The sequence below is a fragment of the Streptomyces apocyni genome (assembly GCF_009739465.1).
In the GTDB taxonomy this organism is placed as follows: domain Bacteria; phylum Actinomycetota; class Actinomycetes; order Streptomycetales; family Streptomycetaceae; genus Streptomyces; species Streptomyces apocyni.
The window spans coordinates 1641-24161 of record NZ_WHOM01000072.1 but is presented as its reverse complement, the minus strand read 5'-3'; the positions used below and the strand labels follow the sequence as shown (position 1 = coordinate 24161).

At 68.2% G+C, this 22521-nt stretch carries 19 protein-coding genes; 11 read left to right on the top strand and 8 right to left on the bottom strand.

Translation table 11 applies throughout. From position 1 onward, the window contains the following. Positions 1-179: 179 nt before the first annotated feature. On the top strand, positions 180-1034 hold the full coding sequence (locus tag GCN81_RS25420) for a helix-turn-helix domain-containing protein (RefSeq protein ID WP_156726827.1): 855 nt from the start codon (positions 180-182) through the stop codon (positions 1032-1034). 17 nt (positions 1035-1051) lie between these two features. Beyond that, entirely contained in the window at positions 1052-1249 is a 198-nt protein-coding gene (locus tag GCN81_RS25415; RefSeq protein ID WP_156726826.1) for a DUF397 domain-containing protein, read from the top strand. A 342-nt stretch (positions 1250-1591) separates the two neighbouring features. On the opposite strand, the gene GCN81_RS25410 is transcribed toward GCN81_RS25415, so the two are convergent. The 6 genes from GCN81_RS25410 to GCN81_RS25385 form a co-directional block, all read right to left on the bottom strand. Then, on the bottom strand, positions 1592-2299 hold the full coding sequence (locus GCN81_RS25410) for a hypothetical protein (RefSeq protein ID WP_156726825.1): 708 nt from the start codon (positions 2297-2299) through the stop codon (positions 1592-1594). A gap of 222 nt (positions 2300-2521) precedes the next feature. Next, positions 2522-3136 (bottom strand): hypothetical protein, encoded by a 615-nt coding sequence (locus tag GCN81_RS25405; protein ID WP_231626964.1) that lies wholly within the window; start codon positions 3134-3136, stop codon positions 2522-2524. Beyond that, positions 3133-5007, bottom strand: coding sequence for an alpha/beta hydrolase (locus tag GCN81_RS25400; protein WP_156726824.1), 1875 nt, complete (start codon positions 5005-5007; stop codon positions 3133-3135). Before GCN81_RS25400 ends, GCN81_RS25405 begins: the two co-directional genes overlap by 4 nt. Beyond that, positions 5004-5447, bottom strand: coding sequence for an amino acid ABC transporter permease (locus tag GCN81_RS25395; RefSeq protein ID WP_156726823.1), 444 nt, complete (start codon positions 5445-5447; stop codon positions 5004-5006). Before GCN81_RS25395 ends, GCN81_RS25400 begins: the two co-directional genes overlap by 4 nt. Positions 5448-5612: 165 nt before the next feature. After that, entirely contained in the window at positions 5613-9581 is a 3969-nt protein-coding gene (gene eccCa / locus GCN81_RS25390; protein ID WP_156726822.1) for a type VII secretion protein EccCa, read from the bottom strand. A 98-nt stretch (positions 9582-9679) separates the two neighbouring features. Further along, entirely contained in the window at positions 9680-9838 is a 159-nt protein-coding gene (locus GCN81_RS25385; RefSeq protein WP_156726821.1) for a hypothetical protein, read from the bottom strand. A gap of 30 nt (positions 9839-9868) precedes the next feature. On the opposite strand from GCN81_RS25385, the gene eccD reads away from it, so the two are divergent. The 6 genes from eccD (at position 9869) to GCN81_RS25355 (ending at position 17109) form a co-directional block, all read left to right on the top strand. Then, positions 9869-11377 carry a type VII secretion integral membrane protein EccD gene (gene eccD, locus GCN81_RS25380; protein WP_156726820.1) on the top strand — a complete coding sequence of 503 codons (1509 nt, stop codon included), beginning with the start codon at positions 9869-9871 and terminating at the stop codon, positions 11375-11377. 221 nt (positions 11378-11598) lie between these two features. Beyond that, positions 11599-11886, top strand: coding sequence for a 30S ribosomal protein S15 (gene rpsO / locus GCN81_RS25375; RefSeq protein WP_156726819.1), 288 nt, complete (start codon positions 11599-11601; stop codon positions 11884-11886). Between the two features lie 341 nt (positions 11887-12227). Then, the gene (locus GCN81_RS25370) at positions 12228-14444 is read left to right on the top strand and encodes a polyribonucleotide nucleotidyltransferase (RefSeq protein WP_156726818.1); all 2217 of its coding nucleotides are present in this window, start codon (positions 12228-12230) and stop codon (positions 14442-14444) included. Next, entirely contained in the window at positions 14441-15823 is a 1383-nt protein-coding gene (locus GCN81_RS25365) for a M16 family metallopeptidase (RefSeq protein WP_156726817.1), read from the top strand. Before GCN81_RS25370 ends, GCN81_RS25365 begins: the two co-directional genes overlap by 4 nt. 61 nt (positions 15824-15884) lie before the next feature. Further along, positions 15885-16640 carry a 4-hydroxy-tetrahydrodipicolinate reductase gene (gene dapB / locus GCN81_RS25360; RefSeq protein WP_156726816.1) on the top strand — a complete coding sequence of 252 codons (756 nt, stop codon included), beginning with the start codon at positions 15885-15887 and terminating at the stop codon, positions 16638-16640. A 13-nt stretch (positions 16641-16653) separates the two neighbouring features. Beyond that, positions 16654-17109 (top strand): hypothetical protein, encoded by a 456-nt coding sequence (locus GCN81_RS25355; protein WP_156726815.1) that lies wholly within the window; start codon positions 16654-16656, stop codon positions 17107-17109. On the opposite strand, the gene GCN81_RS25350 is transcribed toward GCN81_RS25355, so the two are convergent. Next, positions 17106-17663 (bottom strand): hypothetical protein, encoded by a 558-nt coding sequence (locus tag GCN81_RS25350; RefSeq protein WP_156726814.1) that lies wholly within the window; start codon positions 17661-17663, stop codon positions 17106-17108. The genes GCN81_RS25355 and GCN81_RS25350 overlap by 4 nt on opposite strands. A 145-nt stretch (positions 17664-17808) precedes the next feature. Further along, positions 17809-18048, bottom strand: coding sequence for a hypothetical protein (locus GCN81_RS25345; RefSeq protein ID WP_156726813.1), 240 nt, complete (start codon positions 18046-18048; stop codon positions 17809-17811). A gap of 204 nt (positions 18049-18252) precedes the next feature. On the opposite strand from GCN81_RS25345, the gene thyX reads away from it, so the two are divergent. The 3 genes from thyX to GCN81_RS25330 all read left to right on the top strand — a co-directional run bounded on the left by thyX (position 18253) and on the right by GCN81_RS25330 (position 21964). Next, positions 18253-18993: an FAD-dependent thymidylate synthase gene (thyX, locus tag GCN81_RS25340; RefSeq protein ID WP_156726812.1), complete on the top strand. Its 741-nt coding sequence runs from the start codon at positions 18253-18255 to the stop codon at positions 18991-18993. 206 nt (positions 18994-19199) lie between these two features. Next, positions 19200-20099, top strand: coding sequence for a 4-hydroxy-tetrahydrodipicolinate synthase (gene dapA, locus GCN81_RS25335; RefSeq protein ID WP_156726811.1), 900 nt, complete (start codon positions 19200-19202; stop codon positions 20097-20099). A gap of 179 nt (positions 20100-20278) precedes the next feature. Then, positions 20279-21964, top strand: a complete 1686-nt coding sequence (locus GCN81_RS25330) for a ribonuclease J (RefSeq protein WP_156726810.1) — start codon at positions 20279-20281, stop codon at positions 21962-21964. Positions 21965-22521 lie beyond the last annotated feature (557 nt).

Sequence of the window (22521 nt, the reverse complement as noted above, 5' to 3'; positions counted from 1 at the left end):
CCCAGGGATGGGCAGGCATGCTCACGCGGTGCACTTCCGGCGCTGTCGCGTGTGAGCGGTGCGTTACAGAATGTAGCGTGACAGTGGAGCACGGTTCTACCTATTCGGTAGAACGGTGCTCCACTGGATTGCAGCGCCGCTCACCGGCAGACTGTGCTCCACGCCCAGGAGGGGAAGGCATGCCACCCAGAATCGCCCCGACGGTACGTCAGCAACGCCTCGGCACCGAGCTGCGCAAGCTGCGCGAGGCCGCCGGTGTGACAACCCAGGAGGCAGCCGCGCTTCTGGGCGTCAACCGCACTCGCATCCCCAACATCGAATCCGGCCGCTTCGGCATCAGCCCAGAACGCGTACGAACCCTCGCCTGCAACTACAACTGCCCCGATACAGAGCTGATCGACGCCCTGGCCAGGATGGCCCAGGAGCGGACCGGCGGATGGTGGGAGACCTATCGCGGCCGACTGCCGACAGCCTTCCTCGATGTCGCGGAACTCGAGTACCACGCAGGGCGGATGACCGTATTCCTCATGGTGCACATCCCTGGCCTGCTCCAGACCGCCGACTACTCCCGAGCAGTCTTCGCACGCTCCCTGGTCACCCTCCCCGCCAAAGAGGTCGAACTCCGCGCATCACACCGCATGCAGCGCCAAGAGGCACTCCTGGAAAAGCAGAACGCGCCCCAGTACACCGCGATCATCCACGAGGCCGCCCTGCGCATGCAGTTCGGCGGCCCGGAAGTCGCCCGGGCTCAGCTCAACCACATCATCAGGGCCAGTGAGCTGGCGCATGTCACGGTAAGGGCCATCCCCTTCGGAGCCGAAGGCTTCGCAGGCCCAGGCCAGCCCATCTGCTACGCGCATGGCGCCGTACCCCAGCTGGACACGGTGCAACTCGACAGCTTCCATGGCTCGGTGTTCCTCGACTCCGAGCTTCACCTGCGGAACTACCGCAGCCTCCTGGGCCGCACGCTGGACTCAGCACTCTCAGCCGAGGCGACGCGCGACCTCATCCACGCCATCACCAAGCAACTCTGACCCGAGAGGCCCGGACCATGCCCGAGATCGACTGGCAGGAACCGTTCTGCGGCGGCGACGGCGGCAACGCCTGCCTCCAACTGGGCTTCACCGCCGACGGAACACCGCACCTCCGCGAGACGGCTAACCCCGAGGAGGTCATCACAACAACCCGGGACGGGCTACGTCACCTGGTAGCCGCCGCAAGGCGCGGCGACCTCCCCCACATACCCTGATTCGTCAGAGCGCCGAACCAGAGCGCGGGCGGCAGACACCGCCAACAGCGGCGCACACCACGCCCCCGGCCAGCCCGAGCCCCGCGACACCCAGGCGCTGCGTACGGGCTCCCGGGCATGCGCCAGAGACCGAGTCGGGGAAGACGACACTCCCGCAACTCCGATGAGAACCCGTACCGTCCTTCCCTACGCTCGACGGCACCAGAAGAAAGAGCACGGCGCTCAACGCAAACAACCCGGCGAGAGCAGCCCACCAGTGGTGGCCACGAAACTTGGAGGACGACTTCGCCTCCGTCCGGAGCCGAACGACCTCCGCACGAGTGGCGTCCTCCCACGATTCGCTCACCCGGCACCAACCTCACTCCGGAACTGGGCCATCGTCATGGTCTGCTCCGGCGTCGGCATCGAAATGGTCTCCGCCTCGCCGAACCCGCCATACGTGGACCGACTGGTCCGACCATCCCGCTCCGACTCCTGCCGCAGCAGGCAACCCGGCCCTTCGGCGCTCACGAAGTACGTATCCGCCGCCGCCCCGGCCGAGACCTCTATGGCCAGGGCCGCCTTGCCATCAATCGTTGTGTCCTTGTCCGGCGCGAACTGACCCGACGTCGAGATCGTGAAGTAGGCATCACAGTCCTGTCCGGTCTCACTACTCACATACACATCGGAGAGCCGCTCCGGAACGGTGATCTCCTGTCCGCGCTGAGCCAGCATCGAAGCGAACAGCCGCGCGCCCGTGTAGCTGGTGCCGCCCTTGCAGTACAAGTCACCACCCTCAGCCTCGGACGGACCAGAGATCTTCATACGAAGCCCTTGCTCCGGGTCCCACCAGACCTCCTGCCGCGCCCCCTCGAACGCGGTCGTCGTGCCCGCACCAGTGAACGCGGTCTCCCGCATGGTCTTGTTGACCGCCTCGATGCGCGACGAGGCTGAGCCCTGCCCCCCGCTACCGCTGCCAGAAGGCGACGCGCTGGCGCCCGTCCGCGTATCACTGTCCGAGTCACTCCCGCACCCCACCGCCGCGGTGGCGAGTAGCACAGCGATGGCCACGGAACGGATGACGGGGGTTGAGCGCGATATGAGCATGGCTTTCCAAGTGAGTGAGAGGGAAACGAAGTCAGGAGGCTGATGACACTCACGACACCCCAATACGAGAGCTCGGCACACGCAGGCCGTGATGCCGCTGGACTGCTTACCCGGAGCGCTTCCGTGCGGTTTACGGAAGCGTAAATGAGACCAGCCTGGCCCCTGGTCGATCTCGGTATCCGGCGGTCAGCCGCCCTTGTTGGTGGGCGACGGCCCAGGGGTGTTCGCGGACCAGAATGGGGACCTGATATACGGCAACCCCTTGGCGGCTGGTGAATCCGGGGCAAGCGGCTCCCTCTCGGGCTCGGTGACCTCGGACTCTGTCACGCAGGGCGACATGACGCTGAAGAACGCCTGCCCCTCGCGGCCGATCTTTGCTGTGGCCTGAAAACCTTCCGGTGTGCGGGCGAAGACCGCCGGCCTCTCCTTGTTCGGACGCACGGCGGTGATCTCGTAGCCCTCCTTCTTCCAGTAGCGCTCGACGACGCCCATGAAGTTGCCGCGCCGCTCCGCAGAGATCACCGTCATGACGTAACGCCGTCGGGTGACCTGGCCGGTCCCGGTGGCGTCGTTCTTGAAGTCGGTGCAGATGGGGTCACTAGACGGCCCCGGCTGCGTCTCGACTCCGGGCTTAATCGCGGCCAGGGTGTCACCCAGGATCTTCTCCGCCTGGTCACCGGCCTGCTGCATGTTCACGTTCCGCGCCTTTCCCTTGCGCCCGGTCCCTGCGTCGCCGTCGATCAGGCCGCAGCCAGACAGGGCGAGTGCGGCGAGTGTCACAGCAAGAGTGCGGTGATTCATCGATGCTTCTCCGGGACGACGAGTTCGGGTTGGCCCGCGACAACCGCGGCGATGTTCTCAGCCGACACGGCGTCCTTCTGCGGGTTGAAGTAGTTGGAGTGCGCGGGTGTGGCGCCCTCGCCGTCGATGAAGGGCCTCGCGCCATCGTCCACCAGGAAACGTCTTGCGCCGAAGGCCTCGCTGGCCGGATCTTTGCCGAACCAGATGTCGTCGTCGCCCTGGTCGGCGATGTCACCGACCAGGTATGACACCAGCGGACTGCTCACCAGGAAAGCAGCCCCTCCGGCGACGGTCTCCTTCAGGGAGGGCACCATGGTGACCGGGTCGTTGTCGGCTGCGCCAACGAAGACGTGGCCCTTGCCGACACCCAGGTCCTCAGCCTTGTCGACGCCGACACCGGGGCTGCCGAGCAGCACAATGTCGTCCGCACCGGGAATGCCGCCGTCTTCCTGGGTAGCGGCGCCCACCAGCCGCGAGCCGTAAGAGTGACCGATGGCTGTGAGGTGAGGGTCCTCATGGTCGTTGGTGGCAGTCAGGCCGCTCATGAACGAGTTGTAGGCGGGAGCGCCCTCCTCGGCCCGCTCGGCGGACTTGACGTCAGCTCTGGCGGACAGGCCGGTGATCTCCGGGCCGCCCAGCTGGGGTGGATCGTAACCGAGCCACACAATGGCGGCGCTCGAGGAGTCGTACTCACGGGCGCCGACGGCGGTGTCGCGCGCTCGCTTGACGTCATTGCGGGCGAAATCCTTGTCGAGCGCTGTACCGAGACCGGGCACGTACGCTGCGACGTTCTTGGAAGTATCGGGGTTTCCAAAGGCCACGGCGGCCCGGCCGCTGCCTTCGTCTCCGATGGCGAGCAGGTACATCGGCGGCTCCTCCGAATTCTTGAGACGCGCCGTCGCGTTCAGCTCCAACTGGTCTCGGATACCCTTCAGCCCACCGAGCCGGGCCTCGGCCGCCTCCCCCTTCTCGCCTTCGAACTTGGCGATCAGCAGGTCGAGGTTCTCCCTGTTCGTTTCGTCCCGCACCAACGCTGGGATGCCGTCCAGGTTGCCGAGTACGTCGGGGTAGCTCGCCAGGTACTCCTCGCGCTGCTTGTCGCTCAGGTTGTTCCACCATTCGTTACGTTCTGCGGGCGACTTGTCGAGCGGGATCTCCCGCTTCATGTGGTCGTACGAAGCGTCGCGCACGGCATCCATGTCCGCCGCCGCGTCCGCCCAGGTCTTGGCGTCGACGGTAAGACCGTCTGCTGCCTTGAGCTTGCTCAGCGCCCGTCGATAGCGCTCGTCTGTCTCGCGGGCGTCGCGTAGCGCCACCGCGATGCGGTCAGCAATGTCCTGCGCCTTGGAGCGGTGTGGGTTGAGGTTAACGAATCCGCTGCCGTCCGGACCGTACAACCCATTGTTGCTGCCGAGGTCGTGGAGCCCGCGTGGTACGAGCAGCCCGTTGTTGCCTACGACCTTGCCGGCCGGGTGCGGCTCACCAGTCACCTGGTTCTTGCCGCCGGCCGGGAAGTCGATACTGCCGTCGGCGTTGACCGTGTACGAGTTGGCAGCGGCGTCGGCGAGTGCCGCCTTCAGTCGTCGCTGCGGCGAGGCGAGTTCTGCGGAGAGCCCGCTGACGGCCGTACGGACGAGACCGCATTCGGTCTTGATGTAGTCGTAGTTGCGGCTGAGCCGCTTGAACCTGCCCACGGCGGTCTTGGCGGACCTGCTCTCCTGCGTCTTCGACAGCGCGCCATCCATGTCGCCGTCGACCTGGGTCTGTGCCGCGTCGGCGTGCCGGGACGCGGCGCCCCAGCTGTCGACGGCGGCGTCGAGTTCTGTCAGCCTGAGATCGCGAAGCTGCTGCCACGTCAGCCCGGAGATCACTTGCCCTCACCGGCCTTCGGGGTCTGCACGGCGTCTGCCTTCGCACCGGTCGCGGTGTCCACACCCTTCAAATCCTTCGGAACCTGCCGCAGTTTCGGCTCCAGCGCGTCGCACTCGTCGCCTACTTCCTTCAGCCGGTTCTCCCACGAGGTCAGAACGCTCTTGAGCTCACCGAGGCTGGCGAGCCCCTCAAGACCGCCCGACACGCCCGCGTGTCCGTTCGTCAGGCCGCGCCTGGAGGTGTTGGTGCTGATCGTCAGGCCGTGAGCCGTCGTGGCGGCGCGATTCCATGGCTTGGCCGAGTGCTTCAGCCCCTCGCCGTCGGTAGTGGCTGGCGTACCCCCGCCTCCAGGGTCGGCTGGTCTCTGGTTCAGTTGCATCTGGGTCGCTTGACGCTCAGCTGCTTGCGCCTTGAGCTGCTCCCACTCGTCCCACGCCATGCGCGGTTTCCTCCTCGTCAGGCCCCCGGCCACGTCCACGCGCCACGAACACAACTGACCCAGGCCAGTGATCGTTTCGCAGCCAAGCATGCCGCCTCGACTTCTCACGTCGGATGAGTACGCGTACTCATACATGCGCGAGGCGAAGCGCACCGCCTCCCCGGCTCACTCCGCGTCCCCCAGCCAGCCCGTCTGCACCAGCGGATTGCCCCGCTGCCGCGACACGAAGACGCCCCGGCCCGCCGGCATCGGGCGCATCCGGACGCCGCCGAGTACGTCGCCCTCCTGAGGGTCGCCGGAGAGCAGGACGCCCTGCGCGCCGAGCTCCATCATTCGCTGCATGAAGGGCTCGTACGCGGCGCGGCTCGCTCCCGCGCCGTGGCGGGCGATGATGAAGCGGACGCCAACGTCACGGGCGAACGGCAGGTGTTCGGTCAGCGGGGCCAGCGGGTTGCCGCCCGACGTCGACACCAGGTCGTAGTCGTCGATCACCACGTACACCTGCGGGCCCTGCCACCAGCTCCGGTCACGTAGCTGCTGGGCCGTCACCTCCGCGTTCGGTGTGCGGCGCTGCATCAGGTCCGCGAGTGCGTCCACATGGTGGTCCATGTTGTTGGACATCGGGACGTACTCGGTCAGGTGGCTCGCCGGTGTCACGTCAAGGAGTGCACGCCGGTTGTCGATCACGAAGAACTTGGCGGCGTTCCCGTCGTACCGCTCCGTCAGCTGCTTGATCAGCAGCCGTAGCAGGTTCGACTTGCCCGACTCGCTCTCACCGAAGACCAGGAAGAACGGATCGCGGTCGAAGTTGACGAAGACCGGTTCCAGGGCGTTCTCGTCGATGGCGATCGCCACGCCGCGCTGAGGGGCCGCGTGGCCGGCGGGCAGGCTGTGGACCGGCAGCTCGCGCGGGAGGAGCCGTACGGCCGGAGCGGGGGGCGCGGTCCAGTGGCGGGAGATCTCCTTCGCCATCGCGGCCGTGGCCTCCGACAGGTCGTCGTCGGAGTTGACGCCGTCGATACGGGGCACGGCACCCATGAAGTGCAGCTTCTCCGGCACCAGGCCGCGACCGGGCACACCGCTCGGGACGTTGACGGCGACCTTGCGGTCCACCTCCGAGTCCATCGTGTCGCCCAGCCTCAGTTCCAGCCTGTTCATCAGGTGGTCCTTGATGTTGGACCGGACCTCCATGGAGCGCGACGCCGTGAGGATCAGATGGATTCCGTAGCCGAGTCCGCGTGCCGCCATGTCCAGCACGGCGGGCCCGAGAGCCTCGTAGTCGCCCTGGAAGCTTCCCCAGCCGTCGATCACCAGGAAGACGTCGCCCCACGGCTGGTCCGTGACCGAGATGTCGCCGCGCTGCCGCATCCTGCGGTAGGTGGCGATGGAGTCGATACCGGCGGTGCGGAAGTACTCCTCACGGCGGGACAGGATGCCGTAGACCTCGGCCACGGTCCGTCGCACCCGCTCGGGGTCGAGGCGGGACGCGACACCACCGACATGCGGCAGGCCGGAGACAGATGACAGACCGCCGCCACCGAAGTCGAGCCCGTAGAACTGCACTTCCTGTGGTGTGTGGGTCAGCGCGAACGCTGAGACGATCGTCCTGAGCAGGGTCGACTTGCCGGACTGCGGGCCGCCGACGATCTGCATATGCCCCGCGGCCCCGGAGAAGTCCCGGTAGAGCGTGTCGCGACGCTGCTCGTACGGCTTGTCCACGACGCCGACCGGGACGACCAGCCGGCCGGCGCCCTCGAAACCGGGCTGGGTCAGACCGCGACCCTCGACTCCGGCGAGACCGGGCAGCAGTTCGTCCAGCGACGGCGGGTTGTCGAGCGGCGGCAGCCACACCTGGTGCGCCTCGGCGCCGCGCCCCTCCAGCCGTCGTACGATCACATCGAGGACCGTGTCCGCCAGGGCGTCGTCCTCTGTCGTGCGGGGCTCCGGGACGGCGGCCCGCGCGTCCGGGCGTACGTACCGGACCGGGACGGGTGCCGCGGTGAACGGGACCGGCCTGCGGTCCACCGGCAGCGGCCCGCCCACGCCCGCGGCATGCTGGCTGGAGCGGTAGACCCCGGAGACGTAGGCGGCCTTGAAGCGCACCATTTCGTCCGTGCCGTACTTGAGATAGCCCGAGCCGGGCACGTTCGGAAGCTGGTAGGCGTCGGGAACACCGAGGGCCGCACGGGACTCGGCCGCGGAGAACGTCCGCAGACCGACCCGATAGGACAGATACGTCTCCAGACCGCGCAGCCGGCCCTCCTCCAGGCGCTGCGAGGCCAGCAGGAGATGCACCCCCAGAGAACGTCCGATGCGGCCGATCTGCACGAACATCTCGATGAAATCCGGCATGGCGGTGAGGAGTTCACTGAACTCGTCGATCACGAGCACGAGTGACGGGATCGGCTGCAGCGGCGCGCCCGCCGCACGGGCCCTCTCATAGTCGTGGATGTTCGCGTAGTTGCCGGCGTCGCGCAGCATCTCCTGGCGGCGGTTGAGCTCGCCCCGGATGGAGTCGCCCATGCGGTCGACGAGGGTGAGGTCGTCGGCGAGGTTGGTGATCACGGCTGCGACGTGCGGCATCTGGGACATGCCCGCGAAGGTGGCACCACCCTTGAAGTCCGCGAGGACGAAGTTCAGCGTCTCGGAGGAGTGGGTGACGGCCAGACCGAGTACCAGCGTGCGCAGCAGCTCGGACTTGCCGGAACCCGTGGCGCCGACACACAGACCGTGCGGGCCCATGCCCTCCTGCGCCGCTTCCTTCAGGTCCAGCATCACGGGGCTGCCGTCTTCGCCGACACCGATCGGCACACGCAGCCGCTCGGACTGCGAACGCGGCCGCCAGGTGCGGCTGACGTCGACCGACGCGGCGTCGCCGAGGTTCAGCAGATCGGTGAACTCCAGGTTGGCGAGCAGGGGTTCGTCATCGTCCCCGCCCGACCCCACCCGCAGCGGGGCGAGTTGGCGGGCCAGTGCCTCCGCCGCCTCGGGGCTCAGCCGGTCGGGGGTCCCCTCGTACACCAGGCCGTGGCTGGACTCCACCTGCAGGGAGTCCGGCCGTACGGTGACGGACAGGCCGCCGCGGGCCCCCGTCAGCTCTCCGGGCACGACCTCGATGACCGTCACGCCCTGAAGGCCCTCGGGCGTGGCCAGCGCCGACGGCTCGGGCACGGACTGGCCGTCGAGTACGACGACGATGTGCGGCTGGTCCAGGAGGGGATGGTTGCCGCCCTGGAAGCGCGGCCGCCCCTCCAGACGGGTGGCGAGCATGTCCTGCAGGTCGTGTGCGTCCGTGGTGATCAGACGCCGGGTGCCCGCGCCGTCACTCAGGCCCGTGGCCTGTGTGTGCGGCAGCCACTTCGCCCATTCCCATCGCACCGCGGCGGCGGAGTCGGCCGCCACCACGATGACCAGGTCCTCGGGGGAGTGGAGCGCCGCGAGCGAACCCACCAGGGCTCGTGCGGTCGAGTGCACGGAGTCCGGGTCCCCGCTGACCGTCATGTGGTAGAAGGCGCGCAGGGACACGGCCATTGGCAGGCCGTCGAGGGTGCTGTGCGCGTGGAGGAACTGCTGCATCGCGCCCGCGGTGAGCGGTTCGAGGTCGTCGACCGGGGCGGTGTCGGGAGCGACGAGCGGCGTCGCCAGCTGCTGGCTGCCCAGACCGATGCGTACCTGACCGAAGTCGGCGTCCCCGACGCGGCGTTCCCAGACCCGGCTCCCCTCGGCTACGAGCGCCCACAACTGCTCGGGGGACGGGTGCAGATAGAGCTGTGCGTCACGCTGGCGATGCGCTGTCTTCAGCACCGTACGCCGCGTCTGCGCCAGATACTTGAGGTAGTCCCGCCTCAGGTCGGCGAGCTGGCCCTGGGTGCCGCGCCGGTAGCGGACGAGCATGGCGACGCCCATGGCGATCGTCGACGCGATCATCACCATGCCCATGATCCGCATGATCGGGTTCGGCGTCATGAAGAAGAAGACGACCGAACCGCCCATGCCGAGCATCGGCAGGAGCTGCATCAGCGCGCCCTCCTGCTGCCCGCGGGGCAGTTCCGGCGGCGGTTGCAACTGCACCTGCTCGTCGGGCACCGCGGAGGGCAGAGCCCGTGGTGGGCGCTTGACGACGATCTGACTCACAGCTCACCAATTCCCTCGCCGGACGGCAATGTTCCGCTCCGCGCGCCCCCGTGGCGACGGGCTCCATCCGCGGGAGGTGATCCTACGTGCGTGAGGTGTCAAGAGCGGGCGGTAGGGTGACGCAACGTGTTCGCGCAGCCGTGAACTAGCGCAATAGGACGTGTCCTTCGGAGCGCGGCGCCGGACTGGCCAGCCAGGATCACCACCACGATCACGATCGCCACCACGATCACGATCGCCACCACGATCACGATCACGATCACCGCGAGGGGAAGCAGCAGGTGAGTATGTCGGCCCCAGCCACGGCCACCGGACCCGGTCAACCGGCTCCCGCGACTGTGTCCAACGGCAGTACCGGCTTCTGCCGGGTCACGGTCGTGGCACCGGACGGCCGCGTCGACGTCGCCCTGCCCGAGGACATCGCCGTCGCCGACCTGTATCCGGAGATCCTCCGCCTGTCGGGTCAGACGCCGACGCCGGGTGCCCCTGTCGGATACCACCTCGTACGGCGTGACGGCACCGTGCTCGACGGCGGCCGGTCGCTCGCCGCCCAGCGCATCCTCGACGGTGAACTGCTCTCGCTGCGGCCCTTCGCCGAGTCGCTGCCTCCCGCGGTCTTCGACGACGTCTCCGACGCGGTGGCCTCCGCCGTCGCCCGCGACCGCACGCGGTGGAGTGACGATCTGATGCGCGGCGCGGGCCTGTCCGGCGGCTCGGCGCTCCTGATCCTGCTCGCCTTCGTCCTGTGGACCGCCGCCCCCGGACACGACACGCACGGCCTGCCCGGCATCCTGGCCGCGGTCACCGGCGTACTCCTGCTGGCACTCGCCGGGGTGCGTTCACGCGTGTACGACGACCGGGGATCGGCCGTCGCCTTCGGCCTCGGCGCCCTCGCGAACGTCGCGGTGGCCGGTTCCGGGCTGCTCGCGCCCGCCGCCGGGCAGGGAAACGGGCGACTACAGTTCCTGCTCGCCTGTGCCGCCGTCCTGGTGGCCTCCGTAGTCCTTGTGATCGTGACGCCCAGTGGCGACGGTCCCTTCGTCGCCTTCGTCCTCGCGTCGACCATCGGCCTGCTCGTCACGTTCGTCGCGATCCTCACCGGAATCGGTCCCGTCCAGAGCGCCGCCGCGTGCGTGCCGCTCGCCGTGGGCGTCCTGGCCTTCCTGCCCGGCCTCTCGGCACGCTTCGCCCGGCTGCCCATCGGATTCGAACCGCCCCGTACGGCGGTCGGCGCCTACGGCGACGCGGACGACGACGCGACCCCGGCCCGCCCGGTCGACGCCGAGCGCATCGCCGCCCAGGCACGCCGCGGCCATGAGCTGCTCGTCGGCCTCGTCGGCGGCTGCGCCCTGGTGACCGTCGCCGCGGCCGCCGTCCTGGGGTTCTCCGACAACGTATGGGGACAGCTCCTCGCCCTCGCCACCGGTGTCGCCATGCTGACGCGCGCCCACCTCTTCCGCTACACCGCGCAGGTCGGCGTCGCCCTCGCGGCGGGCCTCGGTGCCCTGCTGCTCCTCGGCCTCGGCCTGGCCCTGAACCCGCCCGTGGAGCTGTGGGCCGAGGCCGCCAGGGGGGATGGCGCGGGCCTGGACATCCGCATGATCTGGCTGACCGCCGCGATCGCCGCCCTGGCCGCGGCCCTCACCGCGATCGGCCTCATCGTGCCGCGCAAGGGCGTCACCCCGTTCTGGGGCCGTCTCCTCGAGGTAGGCGAGACCTGCGTCCTGCTGACGCTGCTCCCCCTGTGCCTGGCGGTGTTCGACGTCTACCACTCGATCCGCGCGCTGACGTCCTGAGGTAGTCGTCCTGACGCAGTGGTCCTGAGGTCAGTCGTCCTGAGGCAGGCTGGTACTCTGTGTAACACCCGTCTGTGTACGCGCCCCAATCGTGAGCGACGACCCTGGTCGTCACCCATCTGGAGCAGCGCCCGACGGTCCTTCGCCTCCGAGTCACGGAAGCTCTCTGAGAAGTAGACCAGGAGCACTCGGCGGCATCACGAGACATATGAGGAGTACGCGTGTCGCTCGACACCGCCACGAAGAAGCAGATCATGGCCGAGTTCGCCACCAAGGAGGGTGACACCGGCTCCCCCGAGGTCCAGGTCGCGATGCTCTCGCGTCGTATCTCCGACCTGACCGAGCACCTCAAGACCCACAAGCACGACCACCACTCCCGCCGTGGTCTGCTGATTCTGGTCGGCCAGCGTCGCCGCCTTCTGCAGTACCTGGCCAAGAAGGACATCCAGCGCTTCCGCGCGCTGGTCGAGCGCCTTGGCATCCGCCGCGGTGCGGCGGGCGCCAAGTAGGACATGGTGGAGGGAGCGGTTCCCACGTAAGGGGGCCGCTCCCTTTGCTGTACGTGCGCGGTCGCGGCAGTGCTTTGTAGGCTGGTCGCACCACGCCGCGTGAGACGTACGCCACGTACGACTCGACACGGCAACACCGCACAACGCAACACCGAAACAACGCAACACCGTACGAGGAGAAGCGCCCCTCGCCGCCGCCGGTCCTCGGTAGTGGCCCCCGGGACACAACACCCCGGGTGCTTCGATCGAAGACCGGCCCGACCACAAGGCGCGCCTCTCCGCCCGTCCCCCCGCCATACGGGCCCGGGGACGAAAGACGAGAAGACACGGAGAATTCGCTAGTGGAGAACGAGACCCACTACGCCGAGGCCGTCATTGACAACGGCACTTTCGGCACCCGCACCATCCGCTTCGAGACGGGCCGCCTGGCCAAGCAGGCCGCCGGCTCCGCCGTGGCGTACCTGGACGACGACACCATGGTGCTGTCGGCCACCAGCGCCTCCAAGAGGCCCAAGGACCAGCTCGACTTCTTCCCCCTCACGGTGGACGTCGAGGAGCGGATGTACGCGGCCGGCAAGATCCCCGGCTCCTTTTTCCGCCGGGAAGGCCGCCCCTCCGAGGACGCGGTCCTCACCTGCCGCCTGATCGACCGCCCGCTGCGCCCTTCCTTCAAGAAGGGCCTGCGTAACGAGATCCAGATCGTCGAGACGATCATGGCGCTCAACCCCGACCACCTGTACGACGTGGTCGCGATCAACGCCGCCTCCTGCTCCACGCAGCTGGCCGGCCTGCCCTTCTCCGGGCCGATCGGCGGCACCCGTGTCGCCCTGATCAAGGGCCAGTGGGTCGCCTTCCCGACGCACACCGAGCTCGAGGACGCCGTCTTCGACATGGTCGTCGCGGGCCGCGTCCTGGAGGACGGCGACGTCGCGATCATGATGGTCGAGGCCGAGGCCACCGAGAAGACCATCCAGCTCGTCGCGGACGGCGCCACCGCCCCCACCGAGGAGGTCGTGGCCGCCGGCCTCGAGGCCGCGAAGCCCTTCATCAAGGCGCTCTGCAAGGCCCAGTCCGAACTGGCCGCCAAGGCCGCCAAGCCGGTCGGCGAGTTCCCGGTCTTCCTGGACTACCAGGACGACGTCCTGGAGGCGCTCACCACGGCCGTGTCCTCCGAGCTCGCGCAGGCGCTCACCATCGCCGGCAAGCAGGAGCGCGAGGCCGAGCTGGACCGCGTCAAGGAGATCGCCTCCGACAAGCTGCTCCCGCAGTTCGAGGGCCGCGAGAAGGAGATCTCCGGTGCCTACCGCGCGCTGACCAAGAAGCTGGTCCGCGAGCGCATCATCAAGGACAAGGTCCGCATCGACGGCCGTGGCGTCACGGACATCCGTACGCTCGCCGCCGAGGTCGAGGCCATCCCGCGGGTGCACGGCTCCGCGCTGTTCGAGCGTGGCGAGACCCAGATCCTGGGCGTCACCACCCTGAACATGCTCCGCATGGAGCAGATGCTGGACACCCTCTCCCCGGTGACCCGCAAGCGCTACATGCACAACTACAACTTCCCGCCGTACTCCGTCGGTGAGACCGGCCGCGTGGGCTCGCCCAAGCGCCGCGAGATCGGCCACGGCGCGCTCGCCGAGCGCGCCATCGTGCCGGTGCTGCCGACGCGCGAGGAGTTCCCGTACGCCATCCGCCAGGTCTCCGAGGCGCTGGGCTCCAACGGCTCGACGTCCATGGGCTCGGTCTGCGCCTCCACGATGTCGCTGCTGAACGCCGGTGTGCCGCTGAAGGCCGCCGTCGCCGGTATCGCCATGGGCCTGATCTCCCAGGAGATCGACGGCGAGACGCACTACGTCGCCCTCACCGACATCCTCGGTGCGGAGGACGCCTTCGGTGACATGGACTTCAAGGTCGCCGGTACGAAGCAGTTCGTGACCGCGCTCCAGCTCGACACCAAGCTCGACGGCATCCCCGCCTCGGTCCTGGCCGCCGCGCTGAAGCAGGCCCGTGACGCGCGTCTGCACATCCTCGACGTGATGAACGAGGCCATCGACGTCCCGGACGAGATGTCCCCGAACGCCCCGCGGATCATCACCGTCAAGATCCCGGTGGACAAGATCGGTGAGGTCATCGGCCCCAAGGGCAAGATGATCAACCAGATCCAGGAGGACACCGGCGCCGACATCACGATCGAGGACGACGGCACCATCTACATCGGTGCCGCCCAGGGCTCGCAGGCCGAGGCCGCCCGCGCCACGATCAACGGCATCGCCAACCCGACCATGCCGGAGGTCGGCGAGCGCTACCTGGGCACGGTCGTCAAGACGACCACCTTCGGTGCGTTCGTGTCCCTCATGCCGGGCAAGGACGGCCTGCTGCACATCTCGCAGATCCGCAAGCTGGCCGGTGGCAAGCGCGTGGAGAACGTCGAGGACGTGCTCGCCGTCGGTGCCAAGGTGCAGGTCGAGATCGCCGAGATCGACTCCCGCGGCAAGCTCTCGCTGATCCCCGTCATCGAGGGTGAAGAGGGCGACGAGAAGAAGGACGACGCCGACAAGTGACGTCCCGTAGTTCACAGGCGACGGCCCGTACCTCCTCGGAGGTACGGGCCGTCGCCCGTACCCAAACCCTCCTCAAGGGCGAGCACGGCATCGGCACGGTCCGTCGTACGACCCTGCCGGGCGGCCTGCGCGTCGTCACCGAGACCCTGCCCTCCGTACGTTCCGCCACCTTCGGCATCTGGGCCCACGTCGGCTCCCGGGACGAGACCCCGTCCCTGAACGGCGCCACGCACTACCTCGAACACCTCCTCTTCAAGGGCACCAAGCGACGCAGTGCCCTGGACATCTCCTCCGCCATCGACGCGGTCGGCGGCGAGATGAACGCCTTCACGGCGAAGGAGTACACCTGCTACTACGCGCGCGTGCTGGACACCGACCTGCCGCTGGCGATCGACGTGGTGTGCGACATGCTCACCGGATCGCTCATCGAGCAGGAGGACGTCGACGCCGAGCGCGGGGTCATCCTCGAAGAGATCGCGATGACCGAGGACGACCCGGGCGACTGCGTCCACGACCTGTTCGCGCACACCATGCTCGGCGACACCCCGCTCGGCCGCCCCGTCCTCGGCACCGTCGACACGGTCAACGCACTCGACGCGGGCCGCATCCGCCGCTTCTACAAGCGGCACTACGACCCGACCCACCTGGTCGTCGCGGCCGCCGGAAACGTCGACCACGCGCGCGTGGTACGCCAGGTACGCGCGGCGTTCGAGAAGGCGGGCGCCCTCTCCGGGTCCCAGGCCACCACCCCCATCGCTCCGCGCGACGGCCGCCGCAAGCTGCGTACGGCGGGCAAGGTCGAGGTCGTCGACCGCAGGACGGAGCAGGCCCATGTCATCCTCGGCATGCCGGGCCTGGCCCGCACCGACGAGCGCCGCTGGGCCCTGAACGTCCTGAACACCGCGCTCGGCGGCGGTATGTCCTCACGCCTGTTCCAGGAGATCAGGGAGAAGCGCGGCCTCGCCTACAGCGTGTACTCGTACACCTCGGCCTTCGCGGACTGCGGCCTCTTCGGCGTCTACGCGGGCTGTCGCTCCAGCCAGGTCGGCGACGTCCTGAAGATCTGCCGCGACGAGCTCGACCAGGTCGCCGAGCACGGACTGTCCGACGACGAGGTCAGTCGCGCCATAGGCCAGCTCGCGGGCTCCACCGTCCTCGGCCTGGAGGACACCGGCGCCCTGATGAACCGCATCGGCAAGAGCGAGCTGTGCTGGGGTGAGCACATGTCGGTCGACGACATGCTCGCCCGGATAGCGGCGGTCACGCCCGACGAGGTACGCGCGGTGGCCCGCGACATCCTGGGACAGCGTCCGTCACTGTCGGCCATAGGCCCGATCAAGGACAAGCAGGCAGCCCGCCTGGCCGAACTGGTCTCCTAGCCAGCCTGCCGGAGCCCCACAGAACCCGCACCCGCACCCGCCCCCGTAGAAGGACGAAGCAATGAGCAAGCTGCGCGTGGCCGTCATCGGAGCCCAGGGCCGGATCGGCGCCGAGGCCGTACGAGCCGTCGAGGCCGCCGAGGACCTGGAACTGGTCGCCACCCTGAGCCGGGGCGACAAGCTGGAGACCCTGGTGGACTCCGAAGCCCAGGTGGCCGTCGAGCTGACCACCCCCGCCTCGGTGATGGGCAACCTCGACTTCTGCGTACGCCACGGCATCCACGCCGTCGTCGGCACCACCGGCTGGACCGATGACCGCCTCGCACAGCTGAACACCTGGCTGGCCGACTCCCCGGCCACCGGTGTCCTGATCGCGCCGAACTTCTCCATCGGCGCGGTGCTCAGCATGCAGTTCGCCCGCCAGGCGGCCCGCTTCTTCGAGTCCGCCGAGGTCATCGAGCTGCACCACCCGAACAAGGTCGACGCGCCGTCCGGTACCGCGACCCGCACCGCGCAGCTCATCGCCGCCGCCCGCGAGGAAGCCGGCTGCGCCCCGCAGCCGGACGCCACCGCCACGGCCCTGGACGGCGCCCGTGGCGCACAGGTGGACGGGGTGCCGGTGCACGCCGTACGCCTGCGCGGCATGCTCGCCCACCAGGAAGTCCTGCTGGGCGGTGAGGGCGAGACCCTCACCATCCGCCACGACTCACTGCACCACAGCAGCTTCATGCCGGGCATCCTGCTCGGTGTACGCCGTGTGGTGTCCACGCCCGGCCTCACGTTCGGCCTGGAACACTTCCTCGACCTCGGCAACTGAATGGCCGTCTGACATGCGCGCAAAGATCACGTACTTCGCCCTGGCCGCCGTCCTGGTCGTCTACTTCGTCCTGGTCGGCAGCCGGGGTGTGCTGCTCATTCGCGAGGGCACCGTACTCACCGTCACCTTCGGTGCCGCGGTGCTGGTGCTGCCGTTGATCGGCGTCTGGTTCCTGTGGAAGACCACCCAGTTCGCCCGCAGGGCGGACCAGCTGGCCGCCGAACTCGAAGCCGAGGGCGGCCTCCCCGTCGACGAGCTCAAGCGCACCCCGAGCGGCCGCATCGACCGTGACTCCGCCGATGCCGTCTTCGCCCAGCGCCGCGCGGAGACCGAGGACACCCCGGACGACTGGCGCTGCTGGTTCCGCCTCGCCGTGGCCTACCACGACGCCCGGGACACCCCACGCGCCCGCAAGGCGATGCAGCGCGCGATCGCCCTGCACGCAGGGGCGAGCGGTCGTCCGGTTTAGGCGCAGTACTCGTACGCCCAGGCCTCGACGGTGTCCGCGGCCCTGTCGAAGGCCTCGGTCCTGGCCATGAAGTCGGCGTTGTGGTCCGTGAGCAGCGGCGGCGCGAGCTGCGTGCCGTCCTGCCGTACGAGGATGAGCGCCTGGCCCTGAACGGTGCGCGGCAGTCCCAGCCAGCGCACCGGCTGCTGAGCGGTGCGCACCTCCCGGACGCGCTCCCAGGGGAGCGTCCGTGTCACGAAGAACCCCACTTGGCGCAGCCCCCGCGCGCTGACCCAGGTGCCGACCCGCAGCATGCGCACCGAGACCGCGATCACGGCGAGTGCGCCGCCGACGCAGGTCAGGCCGCCTCGGAGCCCGCCAGCGAGCATGATGATCATCGCGGCGAACAGCAGGTACGAGGCGAGCAGGAGCAGTACCGCCGCGGCGCCGACCCGCCATGGGCCGGGGCGGTAGGGCCGCCGCCACTGGTCGCGGTCCGCGTACGGCAGCGCGACATCGGTGTCCTCTTCGGTGTCACCGAACGCGCGGTCGGCCGTCAGAAAGGGCAGGGGCACGACTGATCCTCACTCCATGCACGCTCGACAGGGCTGTGCTCGGGTGAGGCTATCGAGGCGCGCGGCGAGCGACCACCACCGGGGGTCCGGACGTGTCAGCGCCCATCACAGCCCGTCAGCGCTCGTCAGAGCCCGCCAGGGCCCGTCAGCGCTCGTCAGAGGCCTCGGACTGCTGCGTCTTTGCCGGTGACTGCTCGGGGGAGAGCGCGGGCAGCCCGAACAGCAGGGCGCCCACCAGGCCGCTGACCACGGTGAGCCCGATCAGCGTATGGCCGAGTATCTGGCCGCGCGTGGCGCGCTCGCGCGGCGGGGGTGTGACATTACTGCGGAACGTGTCTGCCTCGGCGATGAAGGCGAACGGGACGGGCTCTCGCCGACGGAACATGGAGGTCGCTTCTCCCTCTTTCGAATGTCGAACGGTCGCTTCGAACGGCTGTTACCTAGACAGACGTTCAAAACGTGACAGGGGTGCCCTGATTCGGGAAATTCACCGAAGAACCACGCAGAGTGCCGCCGAACGGTCGGACTGTCAGTGCCGAGCCGTAGAGTGGGCGCCGCCCGAGCGATGCGAATGGAAGGACCCCCGCCGGTGAGCGAGACCCCCGCCGAAGACCTCAAGCCCAGCTTCCGCAGCGAGGTGAGCGTCGAGCTGGTGAAGCACAGCGCCGCCGACACCGACGTCCTCTGGGCCGCCCGTGTCTCCACGGCGGGCGAGCAGTCCCTGGAGGAGCTCAGCAAGGACCCCGAGCGCTCCAAGGGGCTGATCAACTACCTCATGCGGGACCGCCACGGCAGCCCCTTCGAGCACAACTCCATGACGTTCTTCATCAGCGCCCCGATCTTCGTGTTCCGCGAGTTCATGCGGCACCGCGCCGGCTGGTCGTACAACGAGGAATCGGGTCGCTACAGGGAGCTGCACCCGGTCTTCTACATCCCCGGAGAGGCCCGCAAGCTGGTCCAGGAAGGCCGCCCCGGCAAGTACGTCTTCGTGGAGGGCACCCAGGCGCAGCAGGAACTCACCGGCCGCGTCATGGAGGACTCCTACCGCCAGGCGTACGAGGCGTACCAGGAGATGCTGGCCGCGGGCGTGGCCCGTGAGGTCGCCCGTGCCGTCCTTCCCGTCGGCCTGTACTCGTCGATGTACGCGACCTGTAACGCCCGCTCCCTGATGCACTTCCTCGGCCTGCGCACCCAGCATGAGCTGGCCAAGGTGCCGTCCTTCCCGCAGCGGGAGATCGAGATGGTCGGCGAGCAGATGGAGCAGCAATGGGCGCAGCTGATGCCGCTCACGTATGCCGCGTTCAACGCCAACGGGCGCGTGGCCCCGTAAGGCGTGCGCGCACCGCGCGGGTACAGATGTGCGGTCGGCCAGGTGAAGTGTCCGGATTGCGGCTTTTCGTGAAGTTCATCTAGCCTGATCAAACGGACCCGGCACTGCTTGAACCCCCGAGCAGGCAGTGCTGGGTTCCGCTTGTCACGTACGCTCACCTGCCCCGAGGGGGGACCACGCGGTGAGCAGCGAGTAGCGTGTGACCCATGGCTCCGACCTCGACTCCGCAGACCCCCTTCGGGAGGGTCCTCACCGCCATGGTCACGCCCTTCAGGGCGGACGGCGCACTCGACCTCGACGGCGCGCAGCGACTCGCCGTCCACCTGGTGGACGCAGGCAACGACGGCCTGATCATCAACGGCACCACCGGCGAGTCCCCCACCACCAGCGACGCGGAGAAAACCGAGCTCGTACGAGCCGTTCTGGAAGCCGTCGGCGACCGCGCCCACGTCGTCGCCGGAGTCGGCACCAACGACACCCGCCACAGCCTCGAACTCGCGCGCGCCGCGGAGGGCGTCGGCGCCCACGGCCTGCTCGCGGTGACGCCGTACTACAACAAGCCCCCGCAGGAAGGCCTGCTGAGGCACTTCACCGCCATCGCGGACTCGACCGAGCTGCCGGTCATGCTCTACGACATCCCCGGCCGCAGCGGCGTACCGATCAACACCGAGACCCTGGTCCGCCTCTCAGAGCACCCGCGGATCGTCGCCAACAAGGACGCCAAGGGCGACCTCGGCCGCGCCAGCTGGGCCATCGCGCGCTCCAGCCTCGCCTGGTACTCCGGCGACGACATGCTCAACCTCCCGCTGCTCTCCGTCGGCGCGATCGGCTTCGTCTCCGTCGTCGGCCATGTGGTGACCCCGGAACTACGCGCCATGCTCGACGCCCACATCAACGGCGACGTCCACAAGGCAACGGAGATCCACCAGAAGCTGCTCCCCGTCTTCACGGGCATGTTCCGCACGCAGGGCGTGATCACCACCAAGGCCGCGCTCACCCTGCAGGGCCTGCCAGCCGGGCCGCTGCGCCTGCCGATGGTCGAGCTCGCGCCCGAGGAGATCCACCAGCTCAAGATCGACCTCGCCGCGGGCGGCGTACAGCTGTAGCCACAGACTTCACAACCGAATAGCCGGACCAACTGAATAGCCAGACCAAGGCAACACAGTCAGCACAGGCAGCACAGACGACAACCGCAACAGCAAGAGCAACAGCGACAGCAACTGCATGAGTGTCATGCGCGCCACGTCCCTCTGGGGTACGTGGCGCGCGTGGGTAGGAGAGTCTTTTGAGTCATCCGCATCCTGAGCTCGGCACCCCGCCGAAGCTGCCCGAGGGCGGCCTGCGCGTCACCCCGCTCGGCGGCCTTGGCGAGATCGGCCGCAACATGACCGTCTTCGAGTACGGCGGTCGCCTCCTGATCGTCGACTGCGGAGTGCTCTTCCCCGAGGAGGAGCAGCCCGGTATCGACCTGATCCTGCCGGACTTCAGCAGCATCCGGGACCGTCTCGACGACATCGACGGCATCGTGCTCACCCACGGCCACGAAGACCACATCGGCGGCGTCCCGTACCTGCTTCGCGAGAAGCCGGACATCCCTCTGATCGGCTCCAAGCTGACCCTCGCCCTGATCGAGGCGAAGCTCCAGGAGCACCGCATCCGCCCGTACACCCTCGAGGTCACCGAGGGCCACCGCGAGCGCATCGGCCCCTTCGACTGCGAGTTCGTCTCGGTCAACCACTCCATCCCGGACGCCCTGGCGGTCGCCATCCGCACCCCCGCGGGCCTGGTGGTCCACACCGGCGACTTCAAGATGGACCAGCTGCCCCTCGACGGCCGCCTCACCGACCTGAGGGCGTTCTCCCGGCTCGGCGAGGAGGGCATCGACCTGCTGCTGGCCGACTCGACGAACGCCGAGGTCCCGGGCTTCGTCCCGCCCGAGCGCGATATCTCCGGCGTCCTGCGTCAGGTCTTCGCGGGAGCCCAGAAGCGCGTCATCGTGGCCAGCTTCGCCAGCCATGTGCACCGCATCCAGCAGATCCTCGACGCCGCCAATGAGTACGGCCGTCGGGTCGCCTTCGTCGGACGCTCGATGGTCCGCAACATGGGCATCGCCAGAGACCTCGGCTATCTGAAGGTCCCGGCCGGTCTGGTCGTCGACGTCAAGACCCTCGACGACCTCCCGGACCACGAGGTCGTCCTGGTCTGCACGGGTTCCCAGGGCGAGCCGATGGCGGCCCTCTCCCGGATGGCCAACCGCGACCACCAGATCCGCATCGTCCAGGGCGACACGGTGATCCTGGCCTCGTCCCTGATCCCGGGCAACGAGAACGCGGTCTACCGCGTGATCAACGGCCTGACCCGCTGGGGCGCCAACGTGGTGCACAAGGGCAACGCCAAGGTGCATGTCTCCGGACACGCCTCGGCCGGCGAGCTGCTGTACTTCTACAACATCTGCCAGCCCAGGAACCTGATGCCCGTCCACGGCGAATGGCGCCACCTGCGCGCGAACGCCGAACTCGGCGCACTGACGGGCGTCCCACAGGGCCAGATCGTCATCGCCGAGGACGGCGTGGTCGTCGACCTGGTCGCGGGCAAGGCCAAGATCGTCGGCAAGGTCCAGGCCGGATACGTATACGTCGACGGCCTCTCGGTCGGCGATGTCACGGACGCCTCGCTCAAGGACCGCCGCATCCTCGGGGACGAGGGCATCATCTCGGTGTTCATCGTGGTCGACTCCAGCACCGGAAAGATCACCGGCGGCCCGCATATCCAGGCCCGCGGCTCGGGTATCGAGGACTCCTCCTTCGGCGCGGTGCTCCCGAAGATCCAGGAAGTCCTGGAGAAGTCAGCCCAGGACGGGGTAGTCGAACCCCACCAGCTCCAGCAACTCGTGCGCCGCACACTGGGCAAGTGGGTCTCGGACACGTACCGCCGACGACCGATGATCCTTCCCGTCGTCGTCGAGGTCTGACCTCGGGGCAGCAACCAGGAGCGGGGCGCCCCGATTTGCATCCGGGCGCCCCGCTCCAGTACTTTTACCTCTCCACCCCAACGTGTCCGGGTGCACTTGTGTGCCTGGAGCGGGTCCCGAGAGGAGGGGGGAAGACCGACTCAGATCCTCTGATAAAGTCGGTCCGCGCTGAAAGGCAACGGCTTTCCAACCGCCGCAGATTCGAATTCCAGACCGGAAACGGAACGGGAAAAGGATCTGATAGAGTCGGAGCCGCCGGAAAGGGAAACGCGAAAGCGGGAACCGGAAAGGTACCGAGGAAATCGGACACGAAAGAGTCTGATAGAGTCGGAAACGCAAGAACGAAACACCGAAGGGAAGCGCCCGGAGGAAAGCCCAGGGAAACCGGGGTGAGTACAAAGGAAGCGTCCGTTCCTTGAGAACTCAACAGCGTGCCAAAAGTCAACGCCAGATATGTTGATACCCCGTTACCAGCCGTCACGGCTGGGACGAGGTTCCTTTGAAAAAGTCCTACCGGCCAGTGGCGGGTAGGCAACACAGCGAGGACGCTGTGAACG